Below are 18,203 nucleotides of genomic sequence, written 5' to 3'. Positions count from 1 at the left end.
GTGAGCGCCGCTATGAAGGACACGCCGGGCAATGGCAGGGGTGCCGAGCCAGCCCGGCTGAGAGTTTTCATCACCGGCGCATCCAGCGGCATTGGCCTCGCGCTCGCCGAGGAATATCTCCGGCGCGGTGCCGTGCTTGGCCTCGTTGCTCGTCGTGGCGACGCCCTCGCGGCATTCGCCGCACGCTTGCCTTCCCATTCCATCTCGATCTATCCCGCCGACGTCCGCGACGCCGCCGCGCTTAGCCACGCCGCCGCGCAGTTCTGTGCGCAGCATGGCGGCGCCGACGTGGTGATCGCCAACGCCGGTGTCAGCCGCGGCGCGCTGACCGGTCATGGCGATCTCGATACCTTTCGCGACGTGATGGATATCAATTACTTCGGGATGATCGCGACGTTTGAGCCGTTCGTCGCCCGCATGGTCGAGGAGCGGCGCGGAACGCTGGTTGGCATCGCGAGCGTGGCGGGCATTCGCGGATTGCCGGGTTCGGGCGCGTACAGCGCGTCGAAATCGGCGGCGCTGAAGTATCTCGAAGCGCTCAGGGTGGAGATGCGGCCGAAGGGGGTATCGGTGGTGACCATCGCACCGGGCTATATCCGCACCGCGATGACCGAACACAATCCGTATCCGATGCCCTTCCTGATGGACGCCGATGTATTCGCCCTCAAGAGCGCTGATGCAATTGCGGGGAAGAAGAGGTTTGCGACGTTTCCATGGCAGATGCGCGTCGCCGGCGCGATGCTGCACGTGGTGCCGCGCTGGCTGTATGACCGCTTGCTTGAGAAGGCGCCGAGGAAACCGCGCGCCGGGGACTGATCATTCAGGACGATGTCCCTCCCGAAGCGGCGATTACTTCCACAAAAAACAAAGCCCGGCGCAAAAACTCGCCGGGCTTTGTCGCTTTTCGTCGTCGCCTTCCTTGACGCTACCGACCTGAACTAAGCGCGCTTAAAACGCGATGTACGCCGAATTTCCGTTGGTGTTGAAGCCAAAATAAACATATCGGCCGAAGAAAAATGGCAGGCCGAAGTCGAACAGCGTCGGGAACGAACCAATGCTGCCGGCCAGTCCATTCAGTGCATAGCTCGTGCCGCTGGCAGCCAGAGTCTGGGCGTTCAGGACCGTGAAATTTACCGTGCCTGACGTGCCGGTGAACCCGGTAACGGTAGCAGAAAGCGCCTGCGAACTGGTCGGACAGTAGAAGTCGGTGAATGTCGACGTACAGGCTGGCAACGAACTGTCGGTGAAAAACAGGCCGTTCGAACCCGAATCGACAATGGTCGTCACCGCCGCGCCCTTATAGGTTCCGGCCAGGTCGCCAAAAGCTGTCGAGCGATAAGACGTTGCTGCAGGCAGTAGTGCATTGTTGCTCTGCGTGCCAATACCGAATACCAGCGTGCCTGTCACCGACGCCGCCGATGTTGCCACTGGCGGCAATTGCACGATCACGCCATTGTTGTCCACCGCGAACTTTGTGACCGGATTCACCACCTGCTGGGCAACTGCAACGGCAATGGCCGAGCAGTTTGTCCCGCTCGGGCACGAGTAGTAGTTGCTGGTTGCGGCGTTCGTGCAGGTCACACCGCAATCGGTCGCTGCAACACCCACGCCCAGGATCCCGTTCGCGCCCAATTGCCGCGAGGTGCTTTCGTTGCTGCCATTGATACAGCCATTAAGCGGCACCGTGGAATCAGGCAGATCGCCCACTATCTGGATTGGAATGGCGCTCGCGCTTTCGCCGCCGATCTTCACGTCGGCGGTACGCACGGTGCCCCAGGTGAAGCCATCGGCGAATTGCGTGCATTCCGCCAATTGACCACCGCTCGTCGACGCGGCCACGGGCAAGCTGCCCAAGATCTGCGTTGCCGCGTCGCTTGCCAAACGCAAGCCGTACGAACCGGTATCGAGCTGGATGTTGTTGATGACCTGGCACGTGCTCGTGCCGGGCGCGCATACCGTCACCGATACGTTCGGGATATTGACGAAGTTTTGTGCACCGGGACCCACGGTGATGGGCACCGTGTTCGACGCCGTAGACGCGATCGGCTGCGCGCTGGGCGTGCTGCCAGAACCACTACCGCTGCTGCTGCCACTGCTGCCACTGCCGCTGCTGCTGACGGAACTGCTGCCTGAATCACCGCCACCGCCGCCGCAGGCAGCGAGTAACACCGACACGCTCAGCACAGCGAGCCAGCGGATCAGGCCCGAACGCAGGGTCGGATTGGACGAGGAAATCGTCGGACGCATAGTGGAAGTCTCCGTCCGTTATTGGATGTCGCTGGGGCTGACGCCCGCGGGCAAGGACTGCGGCAGGTAGGCCTGCCCGGCGAATGCGCCCATATGACCGCCGGAGCGGACCACCAGCGCGCTGCCTGCCACGCTGACCGGCCCACGGCCGCCGCCGTTGGCGCGCTGATTCTGGATGCCTTGCACGTATTGAGGGAAATAGCTGCCGAGCAAGGTCGGAAGATCGGGAATTCTTGGACCTTGCCACGCAATGCCAAACACCACGCCGTCCGCGCCGACATACTCGTTTACCACCGTCCCAACGGCGAGCGTCGTGGTGCGCACGGTGTAAGAACTGGCCGAAGCGCCCGCGGCGGATGCAACCGCTGACACAGCGGCATGCGACACGGCGTTGTTGACAGTGGCGCCGGCGGGCGGTGTCATCGGCGCGCCACCAAGCACGGCATAAGCCGGCGATACAGCTAGCAAGCTCAATATCAGCCCTGCTGCCAGGCTGGCGAGCGCGGTTACGCGTCGCGAGCTCAATGAAATGATCGAAGTGTTCACTTCGCCTCCCCCGTTTCGATTATCTCAATATTCGCTATTTTGCCTTCTGCAACGTCCGCGCTACAAAAGCCAATAAGAAAGCTCTACCAGTATGCCAGTCGATTGAGTCGGAACCGGGAAAAGGACGCTTCGTACAACCGCGTACGGTCGAGCGCCAACAGAATACTTTCAGGGGACTGACGCTGCGGGAAACGGCTCGACGCGAGCAAGTGCCAGCACCTGCGGCATGCGCATGCGCCAAGCCCGCGCGCGTCGAGCGTTTTAAATTGTCAGAAGCCGAGACTGGCGAGCAGATCGTCGACTTGAGTCTGGTCCTGGACTACGTCGGTACGGCCTTCCGGATTGATCTGCGGACCGTTGAGCAAGGTCTCCGACGAGCCCACCGAGCTCGATGCTGCCGCCAGCGCCGCTGCCTGTGCCGCGAATTGTTCACGCCGCTCGGGCGCGATGTTCTCCAGCAGCACGCTGAGCAATTGCTGCTCGATTACATACACCACGTCGGTAATTTTCTTGATCACCTGACCGGTCAGATCCTGGAAATCCTGCGCGAGCATGATTTCGAGTAACTGCGTATTGGTCGCCACCGTGTGCACCGGCACTTGCTGCAAAAAGCCCCGTGTGTCCGCCAGCAAGGTCTTCACGTCCGCGTTCTCGAGCGGCGCGCCATACCAATGCTCCCAACGGGCATCGAGCGCCTGTGCGTCGCGCTGCATGGTCTCCTGCAGCGGCTTCGCCAACTCGATGGCGTTCAGCGCGCGCTCGGCGGCCTGCTCCGTCATCGTCGCGACGTACTTCAGGCGGTCGCGTGCGTCCGGCACCATCTCGGCGGCGGCTTCCACTTGTTTGTCGAGGCCGAGTTCGCGCATGGAATCGCGCAGGGTTCTCGTCAATTGGCCTATGCGCGCGAGGATGCGGTCGCCGCTCGATGCATCGGCGTCCTGCTCGACGTCGATGAGCGTCTCGTGGTTCGTCATTTCGTTCACGGTCAGCTCCCGGCCTTAGCCATCTTTTCGAGGATCTTCGACAGCTTCTCGTCGAGGGTCGCAGCCGTGAACGGCTTGACCACGTATCCGCTCGCGCCAGCCTGCGCCGCGGCGATGATGTTTTCCTTCTTCGATTCCGCCGTCACCATCAGCACGGGCAAATGGGCGAGTGCAGCGTCGCCGCGAATTTGCTTCAGCATTTCGAGGCCATCGAGGTTCGGCATGTTCCAGTCGGAAATGACGAATTCGAAACCGCCGCCGCGCAGACGCGCAAGACCGGCCGCACCGTCTTCGGCTTCATCGACATTGGAGAAACCCAGTTCCTTCAGCAGGTTTCGCACAATGCGCCGCATCGTCGGAAAGTCGTCGACGACCAAAATCTTCATGTTCTTGTCCACCATCACTGCTCCTTGTGTTCCTGTGTTTTCTTCAAGCGGCGCATCACGCCGCGTTTCTATCCGAATCCTGTTGGGCGTGGATCAAACGCGCTGCGCCCGTTCACCCATTGAATTGAGCCGTGCCATCACGCGCCGGGTCATTTCCGCCAGCGGCGCGATCTCGCTCACCCCGCCCGTTGCAATCGCCTCGCGCGGCATGCCGAACACCACGCAGCTCGCCTCGTCCTGCGCGAAGGTGTACGCGCCGGCTTGCTGCATTTCCAGCATGCCCTGCGCGCCGTCGCGGCCCATGCCGGTCAGGATCACGCCGAGCGCGTTCTTGCCGGCGTTCTGCGCGGCGGACCGGAACAGCACGTCGACGGAAGGACGGTGGCGGTTGACCGGCGGGGCATCGGAGAGATGCGCCACGTAGTTCGCCCCGCTTCGCACGAGCACCAGATGGGCGTCGCCAGGTGCGATGTACGCATGGCCCGGCAGCACACGTTCGCCGTGCTCGGCTTCTTTCACCGCGATCCGGCACAGACCGTTCAGGCGCTGAGCAAACGACTTCGTGAAGCCAGGCGGCATGTGCTGCGCGATCATCACGCCGGGCGCGTCGGGCGGCAGCGGCACCAACAGTTCGCGGATCGCTTCGGTGCCGCCCGTCGATGCCCCGACGATGATCAGCTTCTCCGTACTCACCAGAGGATTGTTCAGGTTCGGCGTGGGTTTCGCCACAGCAACCGCGCCGCTTGAACCCGGCGCTGCGTGCACGACATGAGGCGTCTGCCGCACCCGTGCGCGGGCGGCTGCGCGGATTTTATCGGCGAGCTTTTCCGAGTACTCGAGCATGCCGTCGCGAATACCCACGCGCGGTTTCGTCACGAAATCCACCGCGCCGAGTTCCAGCGCCCGCAGCGTGATTTCCGAGCCGCGCTCCGTCAGCGACGACACCATCACTACCGGCATCGGCCGAAGGCGCATCAGCTTTTCGAGGAAATCGAGGCCATCCATGCGCGGCATTTCGACGTCGAGTGTCAGTACGTCGGGGTTGTGCTGCTTGATGAGCTCACGCGCCACCAGCGGATCAGGCGCGGTTGCGCACACGTGCATGTCGGGCTGCGAGTTGATGATCTCGGTCATCAGGCTTCGCACCAGCGCCGAGTCGTCGACGCACAGCACACTGATTTTCGGTTCCGTGCTCCGGGCCATTGTCATGCTTCCTCCGCCGTCTTCGTGCGGACGGTTCGCTGCAGGCCGGCTGCGGCACCGAATAGTTCGATGCGGGGTTTATCGGGTGTGGTAGCTTTGGGCCGGCTGAACATCTCGACACGCGCACGCGCCTTTGCAAGCCGTTCGCTGCGTGCCTCGGGTGTTTGCCGCGCGAGTGCCTGCTCGCGTTCGACCACGCTCGGGTCTTGCGTCGTGATGAGTTTCTTGACCATCGCCTGGCCGGTGCGCGGCATGAACGCGACCTTGCGCGGATACATGCCCTGCAAGTCCTCGGCAACAATGCGAATCTTTTCCAGCGCCAGGTAACGACGGACGAATTCCGAATTGCGATCGCCGATATTGATCGTCGTCATGCCCGCCAGCACCGCGCCACCGCCAAACACTTTCGCTTCGAAGCGCTCGCGCCGGCCACCGCGCTTGATCATTTCGTTGATCAGCACTTCCATGGCGTAGGCGCCGTAACGCATGGAATCCGAACTGGATTGCGACGCGTCCGAGCCGTCGTCGGGAAGCATGAAATGATTCATCCCGCCAATGCCTGCCGAGCGATCGTGAATGCATGCCGCCACGCATGAACCGAGCACCGTGACAAGCACCATGTCCTCGCTCGTCATATAGAACTCGTTCGGCAACAGCTTCACGCCCGGGAGCTTGAAATGGTTGTCGAAGTAAAGATTCGATGCGATCGGCAAGCCACTCATGCCAGCTCCCCGGCGAGCGTCTTGCCCGCTTTCTTCGCCGCTGCGGCTGCCGTTGCCGCCGCCGCCGCGTCACGCGACAACCCGTACACTGTCTGGCCGCGCAGCTTGAACGCCTGCGTCACATAGGTGAAGTTTTCCGAATGCCCGGCGAACAACAAACCGCCCGGCTTCATCAGCGGCTCGAAGCGCGCGAGCACTTGCGCCTGCGTGGGTTTATCGAAGTAGATCATCACGTTGCGGCAGAAGATCGCGTCGAACTGGCCCGGCAGCGCGTACTTCGCGTCCGTCAGGTTAAGTTGCTCGAACTTCACCAGCGCACGCACTTCCGGGCGGATCTTCACCATGCCGGCATGCGCGCCCGTGCCCTTCAGGAAGAAACGCTTCAGGCGTTCGGCACCCAGCGTCTTCACGGAGTCGAGCGTATAGACGCCCGCGTCGGCCTTCTGCAAGACCTGGCTGTCGATGTCCGTTGCAATCACCGTGCAATGGCGCGCAGCGCTGTCGCCGAGTGTTTCCATCAGTGTCATGGCGATGGAATACGGCTCCTCTCCCGTCGATGCCGCCGAGCACCACACCGAGAACGGCTGCGGACGGCTTTTCGCGAACGTGGCAAGGATCGGGAAATGATGCGATTCGCGGAAGAACGCAGTCAGGTTCGTGGTCAGTGCGTTGGTAAAGGCTTCCCACTCGTCGCTGTCCGGATGCGCTTCGAGACGCTCGAGATACACGCGAAACGAATCGATATTGCAGGCGCGCAGACGTCGCGCGAGACGGCTATATGCCATGTCGCGTTTATGATCGGACAGCGAAATCCCCGCGCGCTCATGAATCAGCGCACGAATGCGGCCGAAATCGGCATTGGTGAATTCGAAGTCCCGTTCCACTTCCGAACCGTTTCGGGTCCGGTCGCGGGGGGTATCGACGCTCGGGCGCGTTGCCATCATCTAGCCTTTGTTCTGCTGGAACGTGCATCGGCTGCATCCCGTACGGGCGTTGCACCGCGTTTCGTCGACAACCACACGGCCCGGCGCGCTTCAGTGAAATGCTCATCAAGGAGCACGTTGCGATGGGCTTGCATGGTTATCGACACTGCCTTAAAAAGTTTCCCAGTCACCGGACGCGGCAACTGCGAGCTTCGTGGCGGGCGCTTTCGCGACCGGTGTTGCCGGGGCTGAAGCGTTGGCTGAAGCGGCCGAAGCCGGTGTGGCAATAAGCTTATTAACGGCGCGATTAGCCGCGACGTTAGGCCGCGCTGCAACTTTAATCGCCGAGTTGGCGTGCGGCCGTGCGACGACCCTCGGTTCGAGTCGCGCGCGCGGGTCGCTGGACGGTGCGTCGCTGCTGACTTGCCAGTGGCTGACCACGTCCTTCAGCTTGCGCGTCTGCTCTTCAAGCGACGCCGCTGCAGCCGCCGCTTGTTCAACCAGCGCCGCGTTCTGCTGCGTGACTTCGTCCATCTGCCCGACGGCGCGGCTCACCTGCTCGATGCCTTGCGACTGCTCGTCCGACGCGGCGCTGATCTCGCCCATGATGTCGGTGACGCGGCGCACGGCCTGCACGATTTCGTCCATCGTCTCCCCGGCGCGAGCGACCAGCACGGAGCCGCTTTCGACCTTCGCGGTGGAGTCTCCGATCAGCGACTTGATCTCTTTCGCCGCTGCCGCGCTCCGTTGCGCGAGACTGCGCACTTCGCCCGCCACGACGGCAAAACCACGCCCTTCCTCTCCCGCCCGGGCCGCTTCCACGGCCGCATTCAGCGCGAGAATATTGGTCTGGAACGCGATGCCCTCAATCACCCCGATGATGTCGACCACCTTGCTCGAACTCGATGAAATCGCGCTCATGGTGTCCACGACCTGCTCCACCACCTGACCGCCGCGCGACGCGATATCCGACGCGTTGACGGCCAGTTGCGAAGCCTGGCGCGCGTTCTCGGCGTTCTGTTTCACGGTGCTGGTGAGCTGCTCCATGCTCGACGCCGTTTCCTGCAGCGACGCCGCCTGTTCTTCCGTACGTTGCGAGAGATCCGTGTTGCCGCTGGCGATTTCCCGCGCCCCGACATCGATGGATTCCGCCCCGTGATGCACCGATCCGACCATCGCGGTCAGGTTCGTTCGCATCCGCTCGATGCCCGCAAACAAGCGGCCGATCTCATTGGTCTTGTCCGTGTGCGCGGACTTCGTCAGGTCGCCTTTGGCGATGCGTTCGAAGTGATCGACTGCGTCGTTGATCGGCTGCACGATCATGCCGCCCATCGCGAAGCGCGTGGCAATCAGCGTGAGCACGGCCAGCACCATCACACCGACAATCACCTCGATCAGCAGCGTGATGCTCGCCGCCGCGTCTGCGCGCAACTGCTCGGCGTGCTTCTGCGTCAAGTCGGCCGTGGTAGCCGTCGCTGCGTCGAGGGCGATGAACATCGGGCTGATCTTGGTGTCCGCAATGGCGTGATACGCGGCCATGTCGCCGGTGCGCATTGCCGCGAACTCCGGTTCGACACCCTCATGCATCAGCGCGTCACGTTTCGCCACGATGTCGTCCAGCGTGGCTTGCGGCAACATCGGCTTCGGCGTCGACAAGAAAAGCTTCCAGCTCTCGTTCGATTTATCGAGCAGGAACTGCCCGCGATCAAGCACCTTCTTCGCTTCATCAGCGTTGTTCGCCTCTGTCAGCCCGCGCACGCGGTCGAGCGCCACGCGAGAGCGCAGCAGGTTCGACGACGCGTCGCTGAGTGCCCGCATGGACACCATGTCGCTGTCGGCCAACAGGGAAAGCGAATTGCCCGCCGAGCGCAAGCCGTTAAGCGACAACGCGCTCACCACTGCCGCAAATCCTACGAACAGCAGGCCCACGAGCGTCAGCGTGGTACGAATCGACCAGTTCTTAAGCATGTCTTCTTCCCGACCAGCGTGTTGGTAACCAGCTATATGAAGACTCAGGCGGGCACGGCGACGGAGTCGATCAACTCCATCTCCTTGCTCGTCATCAACTTTTCGATGTCCATCAGGATCAGCATCCGGCCATCGACGGTACCGAGGCCCGTCAGGTATTCGGTGGTGAGCGTGGCGCCGAACTCCGGCGCCGGCATGACCTGGTCGGCTTGCAGCGTGAGCACGTCGGACACACCGTCCACGACCATGCCGACCACGCGATGCGCGACGTTCAGGATGATCACGACCGTCTGGTTGTCATACTCCACGCGACCGAGATTGAACTTGATGCGCATATCGACGATCGGCACGATGATGCCGCGCAAGTTGATCACGCCCTTGATGAACGCCGGCGCATTGGCAATGCGCGTGACGTTGTCGTAGCCGCGAATTTCCTGCACCTTCAAAATGTCGATGCCGTACTCTTCCGCGCCCAGCGTGAAGACGAGGAATTCCTGTCCTGCCGCTTCGGCCTGGCTGACACGTTGAACGTCACGGCGTTGAACCGCCGAAGTAATGGATTGGATGTCTGCTGCCACGTTAGCCTCCAAAAATTGGTTGGGTGTTCCGACTATCTATTTAGTGCATTAGTGCGTCAGCGCGCCATGCGCCGAGCGGTTTTCACGGTTCAGCGCCGCTACGTCGACGATCAGTGCGACGCTGCCGTCGCCCAGGATGGTCGCGGCGGAAATGCCGTGTACCTTGCGGTAATTCGTTTCGAGGTTCTTCACCACCACTTGCTGCTGGCCGACCAGCTCATCGATCAGCATGGCAAAGCGGCGTCCTTCCGACTGGATGATCGTGATGATTCCCTGCGTGGGTTCGGTGCGTGCATCGACTACTTCGAAGACCTGATGCAGCGCGACCAGCGGCAGATATTCGCCACGAACCCGCACCACGCGCTCGCCGCCGGCGACCGTGTAGATATCGTCGGCAACGGGCTGCAGCGACTCCATGACGAAATTCAGCGGCAGGATGAAAATCTCGCTGCCCACCTTCACCGACATGCCGTCGAGAATCGCCAGCGTCAGCGGCAACACGATCTTCGTGGTCGTACCCTTGCCTTCGCGAGACTGGATCTCGACATGGCCGCCCATCGCCTGGATGTTGCGTTTCACTACGTCCATGCCCACGCCGCGGCCGGAGATGTCCGTGACCTGTTCGGCGGTGGAAAAGCCCGGCATGAAGATCAGTTGCCAGACTTCGTCGTCGGACATTTGCTCGCTGACCTGCATGCCTTGCTTGAGCGCCTTCGCGAGAATCTTGTCGCGGCGCAGGCCCGCGCCGTCGTCGCTGACTTCAATCACGATGTTGCCGCCGTGATGCGCCGCCGACAGCACCAGTTGTCCCGCCGCCGCTTTACCCGCTGCACGCCGCGCTTCCACGGTTTCGATGCCATGGTCGAGCGAGTTGCGCACAAGGTGGGTCAGCGGATCGATGATGCGTTCAATCAGGCTCTTGTCCAGCTCGGTCGCCTGGCCGAACGTGACGAGTTCCACTTCCTTGCCGAGCTTCCCGGCGAGATCGCGCACGAGGCGCGGGAAGCGGCTGAAGACGTAGTCCATCGGCATCATGCGGATGGACATCACCGCTTCCTGCAGGTCGCGCGCATTGCGTTCGAGCTGCGCCATGCCGTTGAACAGGCGGTCGTGCAATGCCGGATCGAAGGTACTCGTGGTTTCGGCGAGCATTGCCTGCGTGATCACCAGTTCGCCGACGAGGTTGATCAGTTGATCGACCTTCTCTACACCTACACGGATGGAGCTGCCTTCCGCGGCGGCGGGTGCGGCTGCCGCGCGGGTTTTCTTGTCGCCTTCGGGTGCCTTCGGCGCTTCAGGCGCTTCGGCCACGGCGGGGCTAATGGTTGTCTTGGTGCGGGACTCGGCGGCGGCCGCGGCCGCCACCGGTTCCGTCTTCTCAGATGCGGGTGCTTTTGCTGCCACCTCGTATAAATCTTCCTGCTCTGCAGCAGCTTGCGACCCACTGGCAGGCGCCGCATCCGCTGCATTGCCGCGGCTGACCGCGATCTGCGCTTCATCGATCACGAAACAGCACACGGCGACGATATCGTCGGCGGATACATCCGAGTCGAGCCACAACGTCAAATCGCTGCCCGACTTCATCTCCCCGACAACACTACCCAGGTTTCCAAGCTCCTCGGTCAGCAGAGCCTGGTCCTTCTCCCCCACCCCCCGTAGCGTAATTTTCAGGTGAGGACCGTCTTGCCCGGCGCTATCGGCACCTTGGCTTGCATCTGGTGTAGCGGGGAATTCAGCCCATTCGCCCTCTTCCTCGACCGCCTCATTCGCTTGCTCGACGACATGCGGCGGCGGCTCGTTCGGCCCGAGCGCCAACGCGACTTGCGCGAGATCCTGCGCGATCGCGGCCGCTTCGGCGAACGACGGCTCCGGCTGCGCAGCGTCAGCGGCGGCGGTTGCACCCTCGGCCGGGTCGTTGTCCCGCAAGTATTCAAGCTTCGCGCAAATCGCCTTTGCGGCCGCTGCGTCCGGCTCGGCACTGGCGCGATACGCGCTGAGCTGATCCGACAGTACGTCCTTGGTTTCAAGGAACGTATCGATCATGTCGCGACGCAAGACCAGCTCGTTATTGCGCGCCCGATCGAGCAACGACTCAAGGATGTGCGTGGTCTCGGTCAGCGCCGAAAAACCGAACGTGGCTGCGCCGCCCTTGATCGAATGCGCCGCGCGAAAGATCGCGCCGAGATCCTCGGGATCGGGGTTCGCCAGATCCAGCGCGAGCAGCAACTGCTCCATATCCGCGAGCAACTCGTCGGCTTCGTCGAAGAATGTTTGATAGAACTGCGTAATGTCGAGTGTCATGCCTGGGTCACCACCGGATGCCTTGTCTGTCGTCGCTATGCGCGTCGTAAAAGCTAATGTCTCTTTCGTGCCTGATGCTTGATGCTTAACTCTTCGTGCCTGATGCGTCGTGCGTCGTGCTTCATGCAAAAACGGTTTGCTTCAATTCGGGTGTTCCGCTCCCGACAACGTGGCCACCAGCTCGGTCAGCATGTCGGGATCGAACGGTTTTTCGAGCCAGCCCGTCGCGCCTACTGCGCGCGCCGATGCTTTGAACGGCTCGCCCGACTCGGTCGTCAGCACGAGGATCGGCGTATTGGCATAAGCACGATGTCCGCGCAATTTCCCGATCAGCTCCAGGCCGCTCATCGCCGGCATGTTCTGGTCGGTGATCACGAGATCGAACTGTTCGGCGAGCGCCGCTTCGTACGCTTCTGCGCCATCCATGGCCAGCACCACGCGATACCCCGCCGCGATAAACGTCGCCGAGAGGATTTGCCGCATGGCAGCCGAATCGTCGATAGCCAGAATGTTCTTGATCATGATGTGTGCAGCCCTCTGTCCGAAGTTCTTGTCGTGCTCTGTTGCTCTAGTGCTCTCGTGAGCGTGTTTCGTGATGCCGCCGTCACGGCACCGCCGGCTTGGCCGGCAATGCCGGCGCTAGCGCGCCGAAGTTGGGCTTGAACCCGCCCGGACCGCCTGGGCTGCCCGCATTGCTGGTAATCGTGGTCGCCGGCAGGTCCTCACGCGTCATGGACTCTTCCGACTTGTGGTTCAACACAAGAATGCTGATGCGCCGGTTCTCGGGATCGAACGCATCCTGCTTGTTCAGGTTCTGCGTCGATGCCAGTCCAAGCACCCGCAACACCTTCGACTCGTCCATACCGCCCGAGATCAGCTCGCGCCGCGAAGCGTTCGCGCGATCCGCCGACAGCTCCCAGTTGCTGTAACCCTTTTCGCCGCCCGCGTACTGCGTGGCGTCGGTGTGTCCCTGCACCACGATCCGGTTCGGCACGTCATTGAGCGCCTTGCCGATCTCGCGCAGGATGTCGCGCATGTAGGGCTCCACGTTGTTGCTTGCGAGCGCGAACATCGGGCGCTTCTGGGTATCGACAATCTCGATGCGCAAACCCTGTTGCGTCGAGTCAATCCGGATCTGCTGCCTGAACTGGCGCAACACCGGGTTCGCTTCTATAGCGGCCATCAGCTTGACCTGCAGCTCGTGCAAACGCGCCTGGTCGCGCCGTTCGAGTTCGCCCTGCGCGGCCCTCAGCGTTTGCTCGTCGAGCCGGTCCACGCGCCGCGTACCGTCGCTCATGCGCGTCGTACCCGGCTCGGGGCTTGAAATATCGCGTCCGCCGCCGTTGATGACGCTGGAATCCATACCGGTGTTCTGCCCGCCCATGATCGCGTTCTTGAGCGGCATGTTGAAGTACTCGGCAATTCCCTGGCGCTGCACCGGCGACACCGCGCTCAGCAGCCACATCAACAGGAAAAACGCCATCATCGCCGTCATGAAGTCGGCGTAAGCCAGCTTCCAGGCGCCACCGTGATGCGCCTTCTTGTTCGATATGACGCGCTTGATGAAAATCGGACGATCTTTATTGGTCGGCATGGCGGGCTCGATGCGCTCGGTCTCTGAAGGCGGTTACTTCGCCTTCACGCGGCGCACGTGTTCTTCCAGTTCGGAGAACGACGGACGCTCGGTGGAGAAGAGCACTTTGCGGCCGAACTCCACCGCGATAGCCGGTGCGTAGCCGTTCAGGCTTGCCAGGATCGTCACCTTGATGCACTGGAACATCTTCGTCGACTCCGCCACGCGCTGTTCCGCGACGCTCGCGAGCGGGCCGATCAACCCATAGGAAAGCAAGATGCCGAGGAACGTCCCGACCAGCGCCTGCGCGATCATTTCGCCCAGGATGGCAGGCGGCTGGTCGGCGGAAGCCATTGTGTGGACGACGCCCATCACGGCCGCGACAATACCGAACGCCGGCATCGCGTCGCCTACCTTGTGCAGCGCCTGCGCCGGGCCTTCACCTTCCGCGTGATGCGTCTCGATCTCCTCGTCCATGAGGCTCTCGATCTCGAATGCGTTCATGTTGCCGCCGACCATCAGGCGCAAATAATCAGTAAGGAATTCGACGATATGGTGATTCGCCAGGATCTTCGGGTATTGACCGAAGATCGGGCTTTTTTCCGGATCGTCGATATCGGACTCGAGCGTCAGCGTGCCTTCCTTGCGTGCTTTTGCGAGCAGCACGTAGAGCAGCGCCATCAGCTCCATGTACACGTCCTTGTTGTACTTCGAGCCCTTGAAGAGCGTCGGGATCACACGCAGCGTGGCCTTGATCGTCTTCATGCCGTTGCCGAGGATGAACGCGCCCACACCGGCGCCCGCGATCATCAGGATTTCAACGGGCTGAACCAATGCGCCAAGGTGACCGCCTTCCAGCGCATAACCGCCGAAAACGGACAACAGCGTCACTAGTGTTCCGATGAAAATCAGCACAATCGAACCCTCATGGTTGCATCGGCGAAACCGCCGTTAAGTGGTTTACGGCAAGTGGCTGGAAAACTTTGAAGGGAAATCGCGGACCGGGCAGCAGGCCGGGAACCGGGCAGCGTCTTGATTGGCGGTGCATTCGAGCCTGCAACCCGGCCGGCTGGCGAGCCCGCTCAGTCGCCTCGGCAGGCTGTGGGGCGCGCGGCAGCAATAAATCGGGCAAAGATGCCGATTATCAGCTTACGGATCGGCAATCAGTTGTAAGCAAGCACTAGCCGATTGAGATCGGACAAATCCATTTTCCGAGCCGATTGACTCACCGTTTGCCCAACGTCTGACTAACGGCGGACCCGGGTAAATCTTTACGTGACGAGCATTTGTTTTCACAGCCAATGGACGACGTCAACGCAGGCGGAGCATGGCCGGCGTGGATACGCGGTGGCACACGCTTTGCTGCATCTGGCGTCCTGGGCAATGCATCCTGCACCGCGTAATTGGATGACGGACGCGCAATCGCTTGCCGCATAAGGGCGTCGGCGATCCACCGAGCTTCGTAACGGCCGGTGTTTCCGCCTGTAACAAGGTTAAGCGTTTGAAAAATGACTCGTTGATGCGGAGAGTCATCTCGATAATGGGTCGTAAGGGATAACCCGATTCAACCGGGTCCTATATTCAGGGGGCGGCAGCATTGACGCTGGCCCGTCCGCAAGGCTTCACCGGTTTTCGTTTCGGAGACTGTGCGTCGAAGCCCTCACGAACAGGAGAGTCACGTTATGCGTATCGCACAAATTGCACCTTTGCACGAAGCCGTCCCCCCGAAGTTCTACGGTGGCACCGAGCGCGTCGTCTCGTATCTGACCGACGCGCTGGTTGATCTTGGTCATGACGTGACGCTGTTCGCAAGCGGCGACTCGCAGACCAAGGCGAAGCTTGAAGCCGCCTGGCCGCGCGCGTTGCGCCTCGATCCGTCCATCCGCGACTGGAATGCTCCGCACGCGCTGCTGCTTGAGAACGTACGACGTCGGGCGCATGAATTCGACGTCTTGCACTTCCACCTCGACTACATGCCGTTTTCGGTGTTCTCGCAAATGGATACGCCGTTTTTGACCACCCTCCACGGCCGGCTGGATCTGCCCGAACTGCAGCCTGTGTTCAGCGCGTTTCCTGATGCAGCGGTTGTATCGATCTCGGATTCACAGCGCGTGCCGCTCCCGCAAGCTGGATGGCTCAACACGATCTATCACGGGCTGCCTGAAAATCTGCTGACGCCGCAAACGCACAAGAAGCCGGAATATCTCGCGTTCCTGGGTCGTATCTGCCCGGAAAAGCGCGCCGATCTCGCCATCAAGATCGCCGCTCAAAGCGGTCTTCCGCTGAAGATCGCCGCCAAGGTAGACAAGGTCGACCAGGAATATTTCAAGAGCGTGATCGAGCCGCTGCTGGCGGAATCGAAAGCCAGTGTTGAATTTGTCGGCGAGATCAACGAGCAGCAAAAACCGGAATTCCTGTCGGGGGCCAAGGCGTTGCTGTTCCCGATCGACTGGTCGGAGCCTTTCGGCTTGGTCATGATCGAGGCCATGGCGTGCGGTACGCCGGTGATTGCGTTCAATCGGGGTTCGGTGCCGGAAGTCATCGACCACGGCGTGACGGGCTTCATTTGCGAGGACGTGCAGGGCGCGGTCGGCGCACTCCAACGCCTGGACGAGCTCTCGCGTACCGAAATTCGCGCGCAGTTCGAACGTCGCTTCAGTGCAAAGACCATGGCGCTGAACTACGTCGAGAGCTATACCGCGTTGTTGCAAGCAGCCAAGCGTCCAGTATTGCGCCGAGTGGCGATCGGCTAAATTTCGGCTTATTTCTTTAGTCGCCTGGAGACCGGGCGCCGCTCGGACATGCTGTGAATTGCATGGAATTGCGCCGCCGACTCGATTGGAAACGATGGTTGCGTCGTTATCCAACGTTTCATTGAAGAGCAAAAAAATCCGCCCTCAGGCGGATTTTTTTCGTTCTCATTTCATGCAAACATATTTGCTTCAATTTGTCTGCACTATTCGATGCAGTCACCAGACACATTAAGAGTGCGCCTGACTAATCAGGAATCGCTCACGATTCTTTCCCGCAATCCATTTCGGCGGTTTGCCGCGGCCGCTCCAAGTGCTCCCAGACTTGGGGTCCTGATAGATCGGCGGTAGTGGCTCCTTCTTGGGTGGCCGGCCTCGCCGGACAACTGACAGCCCCAGATCTTGGGCCGTCAGTCCGTATTCGACGATCTTGCGCCTGATATCCGCGAGTACTGCTTCCAGTTCTGCGCGGCGGGCCTCCTCCGCCTGTTCCTGAAGCTTGGCGATCTGCGCCTTGAGCTCGGTGTATTCCGACATTTCCTAATCCTTGCTAATAGCCCGCGATTATTGAGAAGCGTAACGGCATCGATTAAAAGATGCAACGTTTGAACATCCAATTACCAAAAAACCTAATGCGAATGAGAAGATTCTTGAAACTATAGGACATTCCGAATAAGAGTTCCCTCAGTTCCTGATGATTTAACAATTGTTGACAACTAGTCCCGAAACTCGGATTACACTGCTTACCCGCCGTGGTGGTCCGTACAAGTACTTATGATCACAAGCGTCGGAATTGTTTCGGATTTTTATATATTTTTAGGACTACGAATCATGCGATTAGGACAGCGCCTCGGCGCAGAAATGTTTGGTACGTTCTGGCTCGTGCTGGGCGGCTGCGGCAGCGCAGTGCTGGCCGCGGGTTACCCTCAACTTGGTATCGGCTTCGCGGGCGTAGCGCTTGCGTTCGGCCTCACGGTGCTCACCATGGCCTACGCGATCGGCCACATCTCGGGTTGCCACTTGAACCCGGCGGTGAGCGTCGGTTTGACGGTCGCAGGACGCTTCCCGGTCCGCGATCTGGTTCCGTACATTGCGGCCCAAGTGGTGGGTGGCGTGATCGGCGCGTACGTGTTGTCGGTGATCGCCAGCGGCGCGCCGGGCTTCGACCTGGTTGCCAGCGGCTTTGCCACCAATGGTTACGGCGATCACTCGCCGGGTCATTACACAATGATCGCAGCGCTTGTGTGTGAAGTCGTGATGACGTTCTTCTTCCTGTTCGTCATCCTGGGTGCCACTGACAGCCGCGCACCTGCCGGGTTTGCGCCAATCGCCATTGGCCTGTGCCTGACGCTGATCCACCTGATCTCGATCCCGGTCACGAATACGTCGGTGAACCCGGCGCGTTCCACGGGCCCGGCATTGTTCGTCGGCGGTGCGGCGATGGAACAGCTGTGGTTGTTCTGGGTAGCGCCTATCATTGGCGCCATCATTGCGGGCGTGGTTTATCCGTTGCTGACCGGTGCGAAGAACCGGGCGCTTGCTGCAGCGTGAATTAAAAACGGTGAAAGCCGATAAAAAAACGGGCGCCAAGCGCCCGTTTTTTTATTGTGCAATTCGTTTTAATCGCGTCGATACGGCAGATCAATATGAATAATCCGCGACAAAGTTAATGGCGGCTTAAGGCATTCCATTACACACAAGTCGACATGAGCGGCTTGTAAACTTTCGCGGCTTGCCGTTTACTCTTGCTTTTTGCGCGGCATGCGAATGGCACGAACAACGGAGAGCTGGGCGGCAATGGAATTCAAGGGTATCGATCTGGGCGACAAGCGCCTGAACCGGCGGGCGATCCTGCTGGCCGAACAACTGTCGGGTAGTCCGACGGCGAGCATTCCTCAGGCGTGCGGCGGCTGGGCCGAGACGGCAGCGGCTTATCGGTTCTTCGCGCAGGACAAGCTGGAATGGACCGACGTCATGGAGCCACACTGGCAGAGCTCGAGCGAGCGGATGCGGGCATGCGAGG

General features: G+C 60.9%; 18 protein-coding genes. 4 read left to right on the top strand and 14 right to left on the bottom strand.

Features of this window, described 5'->3' with window-relative positions:
* The first annotated feature begins 12 nt into the window (after positions 1–12).
* Complete coding sequence (locus BSU04_RS33520; protein WP_089164569.1) at positions 13–816, top strand: SDR family oxidoreductase; 804 nt, start codon at positions 13–15, stop codon at positions 814–816.
* A 132-nt stretch (positions 817–948) separates the two neighbouring features.
* Here BSU04_RS33520 and BSU04_RS33515 read toward each other — a convergent pair whose 3' ends face one another.
* From BSU04_RS33515 to motA, 13 genes are all read right to left on the bottom strand, one after another.
* The gene (locus BSU04_RS33515; protein ID WP_089164568.1) at positions 949–2,247 is read right to left on the bottom strand and encodes a DUF3443 domain-containing protein; all 1,299 of its coding nucleotides are present in this window, start codon (positions 2,245–2,247) and stop codon (positions 949–951) included.
* Between the two features lie 18 nt (positions 2,248–2,265).
* Positions 2,266–2,793, bottom strand: a complete 528-nt coding sequence (locus BSU04_RS33510; protein WP_373452899.1) for a DUF2844 domain-containing protein — start codon at positions 2,791–2,793, stop codon at positions 2,266–2,268.
* 269 nt (positions 2,794–3,062) lie between these two features.
* Positions 3,063–3,767 carry a protein phosphatase CheZ gene (gene cheZ / locus BSU04_RS33505; RefSeq protein WP_089164576.1) on the bottom strand — a complete coding sequence of 235 codons (705 nt, stop codon included), beginning with the start codon at positions 3,765–3,767 and terminating at the stop codon, positions 3,063–3,065.
* Positions 3,768–3,778: 11 nt separating this feature from the next.
* Positions 3,779–4,174, bottom strand: coding sequence for a chemotaxis response regulator CheY (gene cheY / locus BSU04_RS33500; protein WP_089164575.1), 396 nt, complete (start codon positions 4,172–4,174; stop codon positions 3,779–3,781).
* Positions 4,175–4,255: 81 nt separating this feature from the next.
* Positions 4,256–5,365: a protein-glutamate methylesterase/protein-glutamine glutaminase gene (locus BSU04_RS33495; protein ID WP_089164567.1), complete on the bottom strand. Its 1,110-nt coding sequence runs from the start codon at positions 5,363–5,365 to the stop codon at positions 4,256–4,258.
* Between the two features lie 2 nt (positions 5,366–5,367).
* A complete protein-coding gene (gene cheD / locus BSU04_RS33490) occupies positions 5,368–6,087 on the bottom strand; it encodes a chemoreceptor glutamine deamidase CheD (protein WP_089164566.1) in 720 nt (239 codons plus the stop codon).
* Positions 6,084–7,031, bottom strand: coding sequence for a CheR family methyltransferase (locus BSU04_RS33485; protein WP_089164565.1), 948 nt, complete (start codon positions 7,029–7,031; stop codon positions 6,084–6,086). The genes cheD and BSU04_RS33485 overlap by 4 nt, the downstream gene beginning before the upstream one ends.
* 150 nt (positions 7,032–7,181) lie before the next feature.
* Complete coding sequence (locus BSU04_RS33480; RefSeq protein WP_089164564.1) at positions 7,182–8,978, bottom strand: methyl-accepting chemotaxis protein; 1,797 nt, start codon at positions 8,976–8,978, stop codon at positions 7,182–7,184.
* Positions 8,979–9,022: 44 nt separating this feature from the next.
* Positions 9,023–9,556: a chemotaxis protein CheW gene (gene cheW, locus BSU04_RS33475; protein WP_031357095.1), complete on the bottom strand. Its 534-nt coding sequence runs from the start codon at positions 9,554–9,556 to the stop codon at positions 9,023–9,025.
* Positions 9,557–9,604: 48 nt separating this feature from the next.
* A complete protein-coding gene (cheA, locus tag BSU04_RS33470) occupies positions 9,605–11,857 on the bottom strand; it encodes a chemotaxis protein CheA (protein WP_089164563.1) in 2,253 nt (750 codons plus the stop codon).
* A 141-nt stretch (positions 11,858–11,998) separates the two neighbouring features.
* Complete coding sequence (locus tag BSU04_RS33465) at positions 11,999–12,379, bottom strand: response regulator (RefSeq protein ID WP_089164562.1); 381 nt, start codon at positions 12,377–12,379, stop codon at positions 11,999–12,001.
* Positions 12,380–12,461: 82 nt separating this feature from the next.
* On the bottom strand, positions 12,462–13,451 hold the full coding sequence (motB, locus tag BSU04_RS33460) for a flagellar motor protein MotB (protein ID WP_089164561.1): 990 nt from the start codon (positions 13,449–13,451) through the stop codon (positions 12,462–12,464).
* Positions 13,452–13,484: 33 nt separating this feature from the next.
* Entirely contained in the window at positions 13,485–14,345 is an 861-nt protein-coding gene (motA, locus tag BSU04_RS33455) for a flagellar motor stator protein MotA (RefSeq protein WP_089164560.1), read from the bottom strand.
* Positions 14,346–15,112: 767 nt separating this feature from the next.
* Between motA and BSU04_RS33450 the strand changes: the two genes are divergently transcribed.
* Complete coding sequence (locus tag BSU04_RS33450; RefSeq protein ID WP_089164559.1) at positions 15,113–16,183, top strand: glycosyltransferase family 4 protein; 1,071 nt, start codon at positions 15,113–15,115, stop codon at positions 16,181–16,183.
* Positions 16,184–16,411: 228 nt separating this feature from the next.
* Here BSU04_RS33450 and BSU04_RS33445 read toward each other — a convergent pair whose 3' ends face one another.
* The gene (locus tag BSU04_RS33445) at positions 16,412–16,717 is read right to left on the bottom strand and encodes an H-NS histone family protein (RefSeq protein WP_089164558.1); all 306 of its coding nucleotides are present in this window, start codon (positions 16,715–16,717) and stop codon (positions 16,412–16,414) included.
* A 294-nt stretch (positions 16,718–17,011) separates the two neighbouring features.
* Between BSU04_RS33445 and aqpZ the strand changes: the two genes are divergently transcribed.
* A complete protein-coding gene (gene aqpZ / locus BSU04_RS33440) occupies positions 17,012–17,731 on the top strand; it encodes an aquaporin Z (RefSeq protein WP_089164557.1) in 720 nt (239 codons plus the stop codon).
* Positions 17,732–17,947: 216 nt separating this feature from the next.
* Positions 17,948–18,203, top strand: a 256-nt coding sequence (locus tag BSU04_RS33435; protein ID WP_306299713.1) for an IS4/Tn5 family transposase DNA-binding protein, incomplete at its 3' end; no start/stop codon positions are given.

This window comes from Caballeronia sordidicola (assembly GCF_002220365.1).
In the GTDB taxonomy this organism is placed as follows: Bacteria; Pseudomonadota; Gammaproteobacteria; order Burkholderiales; family Burkholderiaceae; genus Caballeronia; species Caballeronia sordidicola_C.
The sequence above is the reverse complement of the archived record's forward strand: the minus strand, read 5'-3'. Positions and strand labels throughout refer to the sequence as shown.

What these genes read in the sequence shown, in the direction of transcription:
- BSU04_RS33520 (WP_089164569.1), top strand. Translation starts at nt 13, where the DNA reads ATGAAGGACACGCCGGGCAATGGCAGGGGTGCCGAGCCAGCCCGGCTG.
- BSU04_RS33515 (WP_089164568.1), bottom strand. Translation starts at nt 2,247, where the DNA reads ATGCGTCCGACGATTTCCTCGTCCAATCCGACCCTGCGTTCGGGCCTG.
- cheZ (WP_089164576.1), bottom strand. Translation starts at nt 3,767, where the DNA reads ATGACGAACCACGAGACGCTCATCGACGTCGAGCAGGACGCCGATGCA.
- BSU04_RS33495 (WP_089164567.1), bottom strand. Translation starts at nt 5,365, where the DNA reads ATGGCCCGGAGCACGGAACCGAAAATCAGTGTGCTGTGCGTCGACGAC.
- cheD (WP_089164566.1), bottom strand. Translation starts at nt 6,087, where the DNA reads ATGAGTGGCTTGCCGATCGCATCGAATCTTTACTTCGACAACCATTTC.
- BSU04_RS33485 (WP_089164565.1), bottom strand. Translation starts at nt 7,031, where the DNA reads ATGATGGCAACGCGCCCGAGCGTCGATACCCCCCGCGACCGGACCCGA.
- BSU04_RS33480 (WP_089164564.1), bottom strand. Translation starts at nt 8,978, where the DNA reads ATGCTTAAGAACTGGTCGATTCGTACCACGCTGACGCTCGTGGGCCTG.
- cheA (WP_089164563.1), bottom strand. Translation starts at nt 11,857, where the DNA reads ATGACACTCGACATTACGCAGTTCTATCAAACATTCTTCGACGAAGCC.
- BSU04_RS33465 (WP_089164562.1), bottom strand. Translation starts at nt 12,379, where the DNA reads ATGATCAAGAACATTCTGGCTATCGACGATTCGGCTGCCATGCGGCAA.
- motB (WP_089164561.1), bottom strand. Translation starts at nt 13,451, where the DNA reads ATGCCGACCAATAAAGATCGTCCGATTTTCATCAAGCGCGTCATATCG.
- BSU04_RS33450 (WP_089164559.1), top strand. Translation starts at nt 15,113, where the DNA reads ATGCGTATCGCACAAATTGCACCTTTGCACGAAGCCGTCCCCCCGAAG.
- BSU04_RS33445 (WP_089164558.1), bottom strand. Translation starts at nt 16,717, where the DNA reads ATGTCGGAATACACCGAGCTCAAGGCGCAGATCGCCAAGCTTCAGGAA.
- aqpZ (WP_089164557.1), top strand. Translation starts at nt 17,012, where the DNA reads ATGCGATTAGGACAGCGCCTCGGCGCAGAAATGTTTGGTACGTTCTGG.